This is a genomic window from Polaromonas sp. YR568 (genome assembly GCF_943369675.1).
Lineage (GTDB): Bacteria > Pseudomonadota > Gammaproteobacteria > Burkholderiales > Burkholderiaceae_C > Polaromonas.
The window spans coordinates 1-11430 of sequence record NZ_CALROB020000077.1 but is presented as its reverse complement, the minus strand read 5'-3'; the positions used below and the strand labels follow the sequence as shown (position 1 = coordinate 11430).

13 protein-coding genes are annotated in these 11430 nt (G+C 65.5%); 6 read left to right on the top strand and 7 right to left on the bottom strand.

Features of this window, described 5'->3' with window-relative positions; all coding sequences use genetic code 11:
• From ACLV8F_RS24215 to ACLV8F_RS24200, 4 genes are all read left to right on the top strand, one after another.
• The coding region (locus tag ACLV8F_RS24215; protein ID WP_411886746.1) for a glycosyltransferase family 4 protein at positions 1-417 on the top strand (417 nt) is incomplete at its 5' end.
• Entirely contained in the window at positions 414-2105 is a 1692-nt protein-coding gene (locus ACLV8F_RS24210; protein ID WP_411886745.1) for an FAD-dependent oxidoreductase, read from the top strand. The genes ACLV8F_RS24215 and ACLV8F_RS24210, both read left to right, overlap by 4 nt.
• Positions 2102-3109: an NAD-dependent epimerase/dehydratase family protein gene (locus ACLV8F_RS24205; protein WP_411886744.1), complete on the top strand. Its 1008-nt coding sequence runs from the start codon at positions 2102-2104 to the stop codon at positions 3107-3109. Before ACLV8F_RS24210 ends, ACLV8F_RS24205 begins: the two co-directional genes overlap by 4 nt.
• A complete protein-coding gene (locus ACLV8F_RS24200) occupies positions 3097-3738 on the top strand; it encodes a serine O-acetyltransferase (protein ID WP_411886743.1) in 642 nt (213 codons plus the stop codon). The genes ACLV8F_RS24205 and ACLV8F_RS24200 overlap by 13 nt, the downstream gene beginning before the upstream one ends.
• Positions 3739-3837: 99 nt before the next feature.
• Here ACLV8F_RS24200 and ACLV8F_RS24195 read toward each other — a convergent pair whose 3' ends face one another.
• The 4 genes from ACLV8F_RS24195 to ACLV8F_RS24180 all read right to left on the bottom strand — a co-directional run bounded on the left by ACLV8F_RS24195 (position 3838) and on the right by ACLV8F_RS24180 (position 8229).
• The gene (locus tag ACLV8F_RS24195; protein ID WP_411881527.1) at positions 3838-5895 is read right to left on the bottom strand and encodes a TonB-dependent receptor family protein; all 2058 of its coding nucleotides are present in this window, start codon (positions 5893-5895) and stop codon (positions 3838-3840) included.
• Between the two features lie 36 nt (positions 5896-5931).
• Positions 5932-7332 (bottom strand): PepSY-associated TM helix domain-containing protein, encoded by a 1401-nt coding sequence (locus ACLV8F_RS24190; protein ID WP_411886742.1) that lies wholly within the window; start codon positions 7330-7332, stop codon positions 5932-5934.
• The gene (locus ACLV8F_RS24185) at positions 7329-7610 is read right to left on the bottom strand and encodes a hypothetical protein (protein ID WP_411886741.1); all 282 of its coding nucleotides are present in this window, start codon (positions 7608-7610) and stop codon (positions 7329-7331) included. The genes ACLV8F_RS24190 and ACLV8F_RS24185 overlap by 4 nt, the downstream gene beginning before the upstream one ends.
• Positions 7611-7893: 283 nt before the next feature.
• Positions 7894-8229, bottom strand: a complete 336-nt coding sequence (locus ACLV8F_RS24180) for a DUF2946 family protein (RefSeq protein ID WP_411886747.1) — start codon at positions 8227-8229, stop codon at positions 7894-7896.
• 176 nt (positions 8230-8405) lie between these two features.
• Between ACLV8F_RS24180 and ACLV8F_RS24175 the strand changes: the two genes are divergently transcribed.
• Positions 8406-8537, top strand: coding sequence for a hypothetical protein (locus ACLV8F_RS24175; protein WP_411886740.1), 132 nt, complete (start codon positions 8406-8408; stop codon positions 8535-8537).
• Between the two features lie 136 nt (positions 8538-8673).
• On the opposite strand, the gene ACLV8F_RS24170 is transcribed toward ACLV8F_RS24175, so the two are convergent.
• Positions 8674-9441 (bottom strand): WecB/TagA/CpsF family glycosyltransferase, encoded by a 768-nt coding sequence (locus ACLV8F_RS24170; protein WP_411886739.1) that lies wholly within the window; start codon positions 9439-9441, stop codon positions 8674-8676.
• Between the two features lie 44 nt (positions 9442-9485).
• On the opposite strand from ACLV8F_RS24170, the gene ACLV8F_RS24165 reads away from it, so the two are divergent.
• Entirely contained in the window at positions 9486-9893 is a 408-nt protein-coding gene (locus tag ACLV8F_RS24165; RefSeq protein ID WP_411886738.1) for a VanZ family protein, read from the top strand.
• On the opposite strand, the gene epsG is transcribed toward ACLV8F_RS24165, so the two are convergent.
• Positions 9880-10782: a chain length determinant protein tyrosine kinase EpsG gene (gene epsG / locus ACLV8F_RS24160; protein ID WP_411886737.1), complete on the bottom strand. Its 903-nt coding sequence runs from the start codon at positions 10780-10782 to the stop codon at positions 9880-9882. The genes ACLV8F_RS24165 and epsG overlap by 14 nt on opposite strands.
• 6 nt (positions 10783-10788) lie before the next feature.
• Positions 10789-11430: GNVR domain-containing protein (locus ACLV8F_RS24155; RefSeq protein WP_411886736.1), on the bottom strand; the 642-nt coding region annotated here is incomplete at its 5' end.

Below are 11430 nucleotides of genomic sequence, written 5' to 3'. Positions count from 1 at the left end.
TTTGTGCGTTTTGCCGGCTGGTCGGACCAGCAGCAGGTGGCGCGGCTGATGGCGCGCGCCGACCTGCTGGTCTTGCCGTCTTATGACGAAGGCCTGCCGCTGGTGATCCTGGAAGCGCTGGCCAACGGCGTTGCCGTGGTGTGCAGCCCGGTGGGTGAAATCCCCTCGGTGCTCACCGACGGCAGCAATGCCTGCTTTGTCCAGCCCGGCGATGTCGCCGGCATCGCGGCCGGCTTGCGCCGCGTGTTGCAGGATGGCGAGTTGCGCGCCGCGCTGGAGCGTAACGGCCGCGCGCTGTACGAACAGAAATTTTCGATCGCGCGCTTCTTCTCCAGCGTGGCCCACATCCACCAGCGCGATTTCGGCGTGGCCGGCAAGCCGCTGCGTCCCGCGCCCGCACAGGAAGGCGGCGCATGATCCGCGACGCCAACAGCATCCCGAATGGCAGCCGCCTGGAGGCAGACGTCTGCGTGGTCGGCGGCGGCCCGGCCGGCATCGCGCTGGCACTGTCGCTCAGCGACCAGGGGCATGCCGTGCTGCTGCTCGAATCAGGCAAGTTGCAGGCAGACGCGCCCACGCAAGACCTGTATGAAGGCGAAGTGGCCGACGAGCAATTGCACAGCCCGCCCGGCAAATACCGGCAGCGGCGGCTGGGCGGCTCGTCCGCCATCTGGGGCGGGCGCTGCATGCCTTTCGACCCGATTGATTTTGAAACCCGCGCCCACATTCCGCACAGCGGCTGGCCGCTCTCGTATGACGACCTGCTGCCGTATTACCCGCGTGCCAATGCGCTGGCCGAAGCCGGGCGCTTCCTCTATGACGCGGATGAGGCGCTGGACCCGGGCACCGGCCCGCTGATCGCCGGTTTCGACAGCACGCGTGTGCTCAGCAACGGACTGGAGCGCTTTTCCTGCCCCACCCATTTCGGCAGCCGCTATACGAAGCGGCTGGCGCTGGCGCCCACGCTCGAAGTCTTGCTGGGCGCCAACTGCACCGCGCTGCGGCTGCAAGCGGACGGACAGGCCCTGCGCGAACTCGATGTGCGCACGCTGGCCGGCACGCAGTTCACCGTTGCCGCGCGCCACACGGTGGTGGCCACAGGCGGGCTGGAGACCGCGCGCCTGCTGCTGGCTTCGCGCGACGTTGCGCCGCAGGGCGTGGGCAACCAGCACGACGTGGTCGGCCGCTATTACATGTGCCACATCGCCGGCAACGTCGGCACGCTGACGGTGCACGGCCCCACGCGCAACGTGCGCCACGGTTATGAAATCTCACCCGAAGGCATTTATTGCCGGCGCCGCCTCTCGGTGGTGGCCGCCGAGCAAAAACGCCTGGGCCTGGCCAACGCGGTGGCGCGCCTGCACTTTCCGCGCATCACCGACCCGGCGCACCGCAGCGGCGTGCTGTCGGGCCTCTTCCTCGCCCGCAAGATGATCAGCTACGAATACAGCAAGCGCCTCAAGGACGGCGCGCCGCCCTCGGCCGGCGTGTATGCGCGGCACCTGCTCAACGTCGTCGCCGACCCGCTGGACACCACCGCCTTCCTGGCGCACTGGCTCACCAGGCGCACCCTGGCGGACCGCAAATTCCCCTCGGTGATCCTGCGCAACCGCAGCAACCGCTTCAGCCTGGAAGTGCATGGCGAGCAGATCCCCCAGCCGCACAGCCGGGTCACGCTGGCCGACGGCGTCGATGCGCTGGGCATGCCGCGCATCAAGGTGGACTGGCGCTACAGCCGCGCCGACATCGATTCCGTGGGCGCCAGCCTGGACGTGATGGCCGAAGAATTCGCGCGCAGCGGCAAGGCCCGCTTCGACTACAACCGCCACACGCTGGAAGAAGACCTGATGCGCTTCGGCGCCTACGGCGGCCACCACATCGGCACGGCGCGCATGGGCATTGACCCGCGCAGCAGCGTGGTCGACGCCGATTGCCGCGTGCATTCGGTGCGCAACCTCTTTGTGGCCGGCAGCGCGGTGTTCCCGACCTCCAGCCAGGCCAATCCGACGCTGACGCTGGTCGCCATGTCGCTACGGCTCGGCGACCATCTGTCGTGGCGGCTGCGCGCGGAACGCTCGCCGCTGCAGATGAAGGAGGCCGCATGAAGATTCTGGTATTGGGCGCTTCCGGCCACATAGGCGCGCGCCTGCTGGAAATGCTGCGGGCCGCGCCCTGGGCCGATGCCACGGGCGCGTCGAGGCGCATGAGAAACGACACCCCCTGGCTGGAGATCGACAGCCGCGACCCGCGCGAGCTGGCGCAGGCCCTGAAAGGCTTTGACGCCGTGGTGAACTGCGTGGCGGGCGATGCGGCCTCGATTGCCGGCGGCGCGCGCGCGCTGGTGCAGGCCGCGCTGCAAACCGACTGCCGGCGCATCGTGCACCTGAGCACCATGTCGGTCTACGGCGGAGCCGAAGGCAGCGTCCGCGAAGACGCGCCGCTGGGCCCCAACCTGGGCTGGTACGGCAAGGCCAAATGCGAAGCCGAGGCCGCCATGCGCGACTTCGTGCAGCACGGGGGCGAAGCCGTATTGCTGCGGCCCGGCTGCGTCTTCGGCCCCGGCAGCCAGCTATGGGTGGGGCGCATAGGCCGTTGGCTGCGCGCCGGGCGGCTGGGCGACCTGGGCATCGCCGGCGACGGCTGGGCCAACCTGGTCCACGTCGACGACGTCTGCCAGGCCCTGCTGCTGGCGCTGCAGCTGCCGCTGGCGGCTGGCGACATGCCGGTCTTCAACCTGGCGGCGCCCGACAGCCCGCGCTGGAACGACTACTTCGTGGACCTGGCCCTGGAAATCAAGGCCACGCCCGTGCGCCGCATCAGCCGCCGCCAGCTCCAGCTCGATGCCTGGCTCTGCGGGCCGCCGCTCAAGGCGGCCGAGCGCGCATTGAAGTTGCTGGGCAATCACAGCATCAAGCTGCCCGACGCACTGCCGCCCGGCCTGCTGGGCCTGTGGTCGCAGCACATACACCTCGACGTACAGGCCGCCACCGGCCAGCTCGGTGTGCAGTGGACATCCTACTCCGACGCAATGCGCGACTCCGCCTTGTGGTTCAACGCGCCCGCCGCCGCCGGCCGACCTGCCCTGGACAAAATGATATGCACGCCCTGAAAGCCGACACCCATAGAAAGTACGGGCAGTCCGATGCCCAGCTCACGTTCAAAGCCGCCCTGCTGGACCCGGCATTCCGCGTGCTCGCCGTGATGCGCCTGTGCCAGGCCGCCAACGAACTGCCGGCCAGTTGGCGCTGGCTGGCCGTACTCCCCGCGCGCCTGCTCTACCGCATGGTCAGCCAGATGGCCGGCATCGAAATTCCCTGGCGCACCGCGATAGGCCCGGGGCTGGCGCTCACGCACGGCCGCGGCATCGTCGTCAACGCCGGCGCGCGCATAGGCAGCAACGTCACGCTGTTCCACGGCGTCACCCTGGGCCAGCGCGACCACATCGACGCGCAAGGCCGCAGGCACAGCCTGTACCCGGTGATCGAAGACGAAGTCTGGGTGGGCCCGCACGCCATCATCGTGGGCGGCGTCACCGTCGGCAGGGGCAGCCGCATCGCCGGCGGCGCCTATGTGTTTGAAGACGTGCCGCCGTATTGCGTGGTGCTGGGCAACCCCGGGCAGATCGCCAGGCGCGACTGCACGCCGGATGTGGACAACCGCTACGACGCGGAAGAAATGCCCGTGCCTCAAGCCAGTCACCCGGCAACAGCTGCGGATGCCGGCATCAATGCCGGTTAATGCCCCTTTTTTTCGCCAACAACAGCCAGAACACTCAGGCGTTTACATCGAAGCGTCGCGCCCGAAACTCGCGGCAGCAAACCGAAAATCATCCAACCTTCACCACTTGTACCGCATGCCGCCGTAGATGCTGCGTCCGCTCCCCGGATTGAACAAGGCCGATGCGGCATTGGCGGTTTCGACCACCACGGTGCTGGAGATATAGCGCTTGTTGAGCAGGTTGCGTGCTTCGAGGTAGCCGGACCACCCCGCGCGCGGGTTGTCGTAGCCGATCCTGAAATTCAACAGCCTGTAGGGATCTATCGTTACCTGATTGGCGTTATCGGCGAAGTAGGCTTTTGGCATCCATTCGACGTTCGGACCCGCGTAGAAACCGCCCGGATGTTTATAGAGCACTTCGGCGCGAATATTGTGCGGCGCGACACCGGGAAGGCGATTGTTGCCGTAGCGAGCGTCGCCATCAAAGAAAAAATCGTTGTAGGTGTAGGTAGCGTTAAACCAGAACCGGTCTCCTTTATCGAGGACCGACTTGAGAAACGCAAGGCCAAAACCCGCTTCGATTCCCTGGTGCACGGTTCGGTCGGCATTCCTCACCGTGCATGAACCCGGTGTGGCAGGGCTCGTCAGGCATTGCAGTTCCTTCCCGATATCCGCGCGGTAGAGGGAGACGTCCCAGGTAAGGTCCTCACGCTTGCCGCGCGTGCCGATTTCATAGGTAGTCGCGGTTTGGGCGTCAACGGCCGAACTCGCCGTCGACCCGAACGAATTCGCGTCAAAGGTGGGCGCCTCGGCACTGCGCGAAATGTTGCCAAATACCTGCCACGCGGGATCGACATCCCACAACACGCCAACCTTCGGGCTGAAGTTGTCGTAGGTACGGCCGCCGGACTGGTCTCCATTGGACAGGAAGCGGTCCTGGCGTTCGCGAACCGCATGCTGGAACTGCCCGCCGGCAACGAGCGCGACGTCCGGACGGATGAAGAAGGAGTTCTCCAGATATGCCGAGATGTTCTCCGACTTGTCGATGTTGGACGCGACCAGCGCGCCCTTGACGGCGCCTGGCAGATTGACAAACTGCTCGTTGTCGATCGAGCCGTTGTGCACATTGACCCCCGCGATCAGGCGATTGCGAAAGCCGCCTATGGAGCGGTCATCAGTGGCTCGCGCGAAACCGCCGTAATCATTGACGCGGTAGTCCAGCCACTGGTAGATGGGGTGCATTACATGGCGCTGCGCGCCGAAGATGCCGAAGTCCACCGTGGTAGGACCGAAGCGCAGCGTGGTTTTGTTGGCAACACGCATCGAATCGATGTTGCGCTGCTGATCGACCAGGACGAAATAGGCGTCCGCATCCTTCGGTGAGTTCAACGCCGCAGTCTTGGTTACCTCGCCGGGCAGGCGAGAGCGCCATGTGTTCGCATTCACGTAAAAGCGCGTTTCGGCATCCGGCGAGAATTGATAACCGATGTTGCCGCTCAGACGCTCCTGATGGCCATTGCTGTGGTCGCGGAATCCGTCGAACCGCTCCGCGGAAGCGGTGATGAAGTAGTCCACGGGGCCATCGGCCGCGCCGGTGCTTGCCTGCGCCCTGCGATAACCGAAGCTGCCCACATCAACACGCCCGTCGAACCGTGACGCATCCCGGCCGGTCGGCGTGACGAAGTTGATTGCTCCGCCCAGCGCGTTGGCACCGTAGCGCAGCGCGTTGGCGCCCTTGAAAACCTCGACATAGCGGTAGGCGGTCGGATCGATCTCGAAGAGGTCAAACAAACCGTCGGAGGTGTTGATCGGGATGCCGTCCATGTACATATTGATGCCGCGATTGCCGTAGGCACGAGACAACCCGGAGCCCCGGATCGACAGGCGCGCGTCCGGACCCCACCTGGACTGCGTGACCACGCCGGGCACCGAAGCGAGGACGTCCTTGATCGTCTGTGCGGGGCCGTTCTTGAAGTCGGTGTCAGGAACGACTTCGACGCCGCCCGGCGTGCGCCGGATGTCGGCAGTTGCCTTCTCCGTGTAGGGCACGGTCAGTGCACCCGTGTCACGACTTTCGGTAACGGTCACAAGTGGCAAGGTGGACTGGGCATTCGCTATCTCCGGTGCGGATAGCGCGATGAAGATCAGGGCCGCGGAGGCGGTAGACAGGTTTTTCATGGAATTTTTCTTGAGTAAATTATTGTTCGCGCTATTTCAAAGGCCGAAGCGTTCATGCCAGCGCCGCGGCACAGCCGCATCGACAAGCAGCGCCACAAGCATCGACGCGCCAAGCAGCGGGTAGAGCAGGCCGAGCAATACCGCGACAGCGACCGCGCCGATCGCAGCCCGGTCACCAGCCCGGCGCGGCGGCGCAGCCAGGCGGCCTCGCGGTCGGCGCTTCCACCACATCACGGCAGAGGACATGGCCAGGGCGATGATGGCAAGGCAGCCGGCCAGCATCACGAGCTGGTTGACCCAACCAAACTGCACGCCGGTGTGGATGTTGATGCCCCATTCGACCAGGCGCCCCGCTATGCCGTAGTTCGCGTATCCCACATCGGCGAGCACCGCCCCCGAATACCGGTCGAGGTGAACGACACGCTGGGCCCTGACGTCGTCTGGAAAAAGCATCGCGGTGTAGGCCCCGCGCGGACCGGCGGGCAGGCTTACCGGTGTTCCCGCAGGCAGGCCCAGCCGGGCGAAGGTGAGCAAGGCTTCATTCAGTCCGATAGAGGAGGAAGCGCCCCCGGTTGCCGGCGCCGGGGGCGCTCCGGCGTCATGGCCCGCATGTTCAGCATGTTCCGCGTGGAGCGTCGACCGCGGAAGCTGCGCCTGGCTGAGCGTCCATGGCACGCTGCCAAGGTTCGCCATCGGAGGCAAGGACTGCGGCTTCCCCCACAGGTATTGAGGCAAACCGATGCCCCACTCGTTGGTAATGCGGCCAAACTGTTGGCCCCAGAAAGCCGACCAAGGCATGCCGGTGACCGCAAGAAAAAGGATGACAGCGGCCGCGATGGCGCCGGTGACGGCGTGCAGGTCGCGCCACCAGGTGCGCTGCGCGGGGCGCCCGCGCAAGCTGTAAGCCCCACCTGAGCGTCCGCGCGGCCACCACAGGAAGACGCCGGACACAACCAGCACGATCGCCCAGCCGGCCACCACCTCGATCCAGTAGTTTGCAACCGTGCCGGCGATTGCAAGCGAATGGATGCGCTTGACGACTTCCATCAACCTGAAGTCGTCGCGCAGGCGGCCCAGTACGCTGCCGCTCGCAGGATCCAGGTACACCGCCACAGTGCCCCCAGCCGTCCGGATGCCCACTTCTGCGGTGCGGCCGGGCCGTGCGGGTGCGACAAAGCGGACGGCCTCGCCGGGTTCGGCCGCCCTTGCCTTCGCGACCAGCGATTCGGCGTCCAGCGCCGGTTCCGACGTTTGCCCGGTGAAGCGCAGTTGCGCGTACACGAGCGATTCAATCGGTTCTTTGAACAGATAGAGCGCACCGGTCAGCGCCATCATCGCGAGAAATGGCAGGCAGATCAGGCCGGCGTAGAAATGCCAGCGCCAGACACGGCGGTACAACGCCGACTCGGGGTTGGCGGGGGTCGTTTGGGAGTTCAAAACAAGTCCTTCAGATCGAGGGGGAGAATAGGCTCGGTCAACACAACCCGGTGTGAAACAACGGCCGAGGCATACAACAGCCCGGTCTGCATCACGGCAGACTTCCGGCACTGCTTACAAACCCTGGGAGCATCCCCTCCCACACCCATGGCGTTGGCAGGCGGTATGACTTCCACCAGGGTCAAGGTTGCGGCGAGGCATGCACCCAACACCGCCACGGCCCCCGACATGGGTGACAGGGCGAGCTTCACTTCTTCCCAGTAAATGGCATCGCTCATAGGCCCGGACCTGCCTGTCCGCGGTCGACGGTTAGCTCAAAATTTTTGACCGGCCTGATGGCGGGATGAGGCCGCGTTGCCGCTTCGGCTTCAACTGCAGCCTGTGCAACAGCGATGGCGCAAGCCTCTGCTGCCCAGGCCGAGACGGCATTTAAAGACAAGGAAAATCGCGTACGGGAAAGTACCATGGTGTCCCACTTGAGAATTGAGAGCCGCGCATGCGGCCAGGCGCATGCGACAGCCCGTCGCGCACGCGAGAATGCCTCAGACGAGGCAAGTCAATTCAAAGTACAGGGGGCCCGCGGCTGAACGGCAGCCCGGGTATTGCAGCACTGTCGGCGACAGGATGATCAATTGCAATCAGCTGGCTGCTGGGAGAGCACGGAATTGCGGCAACGGGCAAGGGCGGCAACACCAGCCCTGTAGACGCGCAAAGATCGCAACGCAACCCGGACTGCGGTGCATCACTGTCTCCTGAATCGGCACTGGCGGTTGAGGCCGTGTTGACGCTGCAAATGCCGCCAAGCTTGCCGGTTCGCACGTCTTGCGCCAGCATGGCAACTGGCGCCACCAACGCAGACAAGACAGCCAGAAAAGCCAGCCACGCAGCCAAGCGCACCCAAATGGAGGCGGTGGAGCGTGATGATGCGGGTTTGGACACGCGGGAATTATATGCATGCACTGCTTTATTCAGCGCCCCAGATCAAGCTATACGTTGTTTCCTCACAAACAATTCTCCTGGATGTGCTGAGGAGATGCTGCGGGACATGGATCAACCCCACTGTGCGGCAAACCATGCAACAACTCCAAGGAAAGGTTGTCATGGTCACCCTCAAGGTTTCTGACATCGCCCTGACGCAGACCTCGATGAACTACCCGGCGGCCTTGCGCAGCCTCTTGGGGAAAAACGTTCTTAAGCGTCTGTAATCGATCAAAGTCCCGGTCACTGTGATCCACACAAGAATGGTGTGTGTTTTGAATTTTGGAGTCTCTGGCGGAACCTCCTGTCATCGTCGCGCCGCCTGGCCAGGACTGCCAGGCCGGATTTGGTGTCAGTGGTTGTTCAACGCCGGTTGACCGACGCCAACCGCAACGCCCGCGTCAAAAACAGCGGGTTGCCGATCACATAACGCTGGAACAGCCGGCGTGGCTCCAGCGCCAGGCGATAGACCCACTCCGTGCCCGTCTTGCGCATCCACAGCGGCGCGCGCGGCGTCTTGCCGCCCAGGAAATCGATGATGGCACCGCCGCAGACGATCAGGCAGGGATAGTCCAACACCCCGCGCAACTGGGCTGCGACTTCTTCCTGCCGCGGCATGCCCATGCCGAGCACGATCAACGCCGGCCGGTGTTCGGCCGCGAGCTGGGCATAGGCCTGTGCATCGAGGAAACCGTTGGCGTGTATGACGGTGCTGTGCGGTGCGAGTTCATCACCCACACGCTTCCAGGCCTTCTCAAGCCAGGGATCACGCGTGCCGAACAGCGCGATGCCGCGGCCGTCGAAGGCGTGTATCAGTTTGGGAATCAGGTCGGTGCCGTTGAGGTTGAGGCCCGGTTCCATGCGCAGCATCTTGAACAGCGTCGCCATGCCCGAGCCGTCCCTGAGCACCCTGTCGGCCGATTGCATGGCCTCAAAAAAAGGCGCGGACACGGCCATGGAGTTCATCGCGTGGGCATTCGCAAAGGCCAGCACCGAGGGTGCAGTGGGATGGCTCAACTCGGCCAGCAACGCCTGCCCCTGGGCGGGGCTTTGCACGCGCTCGATTTTGGCCAGCAGCAGCGACCAGCGGCGGCGCCAGTCGGGGGTATCTCCGGCAGCGGGATTCAGCATGGTCCCACCTGCCCGCCGGCTTTGGCCATGAGAAAATCAGGCCCATGTTGAACACCACCACCGCAAGCGCCCGCGACAATTTCCAGCGCAGCATTCGCATCCTCGCGGGGCTGGCGCTCGCCCTGAGCGCCGCGGTGCTGTACGTCGCCGGCGCCCAGCCGGTGGCCGTGGGCCTGTTCCCCGCGCCCTGGGACAAGCTGGCCCACCTGCTGACCTTTGCCGTAGTTGGCGCGGCTGCGGGCCTGGCCGGCGGAATGCGCGGCTGGCGCATGGCCTTGTGCTGCATCGCGGGAGCCCTGTTGGTGGGCGGCATGGACGAGGTGCACCAGATGTTTTTGCCGGGCCGCTCGGCAAGCTGGTACGACCTGGCGGCAGACGCTGCGGGCGGCCTGCTGGGCGCGGCCGCGCTGGCTGTGCTGCACACACTCAAGCACCGCTTCAAGCATCATTGAGCACCGAGCCCACCAGGGCCACGCCGAATTCGCGCAGGCTGTGCGTGAAGCGCGTCATCTGCGGCACCGAGCTGGTGTTCTGCCGCGCCACCACCAAAGCCGCGCCCGCGCGCACCGCCACCGTGTGGGCGTCGGCGCATTCGCTGGCCGGCGGGGTGTCGATGATGATGATGTCGAAATCCTGGCCCAGCGACTGCAGCAACCTGGAAAACTCCTGCCGCCCCAGCAGCTCCTGTGGGTTGGGCGGGATGACCCCCGCCGGCAGCACCGACAAATCCTGCAGCGCGGGCACGCTGACGACGGCCTCCGCACCGGCGCGGCCCGCCAGCATGTCTGACAGGCCCGCGCCTTTGCCGAGGTTGAACAGCTGGTGCTGGCGCGGCGCGCGCATGTCCGCATCGATCAGCAGGGTGCGCTGGCCCAGTTGCGAAAACACGATGGCCAGGTTGGCCGCGATGTAACTGCGCCCTTCCTTGGAACCGGCGCTGACGATGGCCAGGCCGCGCCGCTCGGCGCCGGTGTCGAACCAGCGCAGCATCAGCTGGCTGCGCAAGGCGCGCAGCTGCTCCACCGGCTGGCTGTCGGGCTGGTAGGCCGCCACCAACTCGCGGCTTAAATTGCTTTCACGCGCCAGATAGGGGTAGTCGAACTGCACCGACAGCGCATAGCGCACGTCGTCGTCGGTCAGCAGCCCCAGGGCCTTGCCGGAGTCGCCGAAGCGGGCCCCGCGGTCGCGCTGGAAATTCAGGATGCGCTCGGCATCCAGCGGCGACAGCCGCCCGGCATCGACCAGGATCATGCCCATGGCCCGGCCCGAGCCGGTGGCCGGTTTGCTGGGCACGGTCAGGGGAACGGGGCGCACCGCCGTCGCGTTGTTGTTTCTGTTCATGCTTGTTTATCCTCCAAGACCCAAAGCCAGACGGCGCGGACCGCTGAGCCGGGCGCTGCCCGCGCTCGACGAAATGCTGGCCAGCACCGGCAGGTCCAGCATCTGCACCAGGTCTTCGGCCGAGCGCACGCGGCGGTTGGCCAGTTCCAGCAGCAAGGCGCAGGCAACGCCCAGCAGCGTGCCGCCGAAAGCGGCGATCAACAGGTTGACCAGCAAACGCGGGCTGGACGGTCCGGCCGGCGGCGTCGCGACATTCAGGCGCACGACGTTGGTCTGGTTGCTCAGGCTTTGCAGCCGCGTCTGCGAAGCGCTCTGGCTCACGGCCTCATAGGCGCGCTGGGCCGACTCGACGTCGCGGCGGTAGACGTTGAGTTCGTCGCGCTGCTTGTTCAGGGCCAGCACACGGGCCTTTTGCGCGCCGACGGCTCCCTGCAGTTCGCGCTCGCGGTCCTTGCCGACGCGGTAGGTCGTTTCAATCGACGCATTGATGCGCGCCGTCTCGCTGGCCAGCCGGCTCTTGAGGGCCGCCAGTTCGGACTCGGCGCGCTGGCGCTCGGGATGGTTCTCGCCCAGGCGCACGCTGACTTCCTGCACCTTGGCCTCCTGCCGCGCGACGTCGGCCTTCAGGCCGTTGATCAGCGGGCTTTG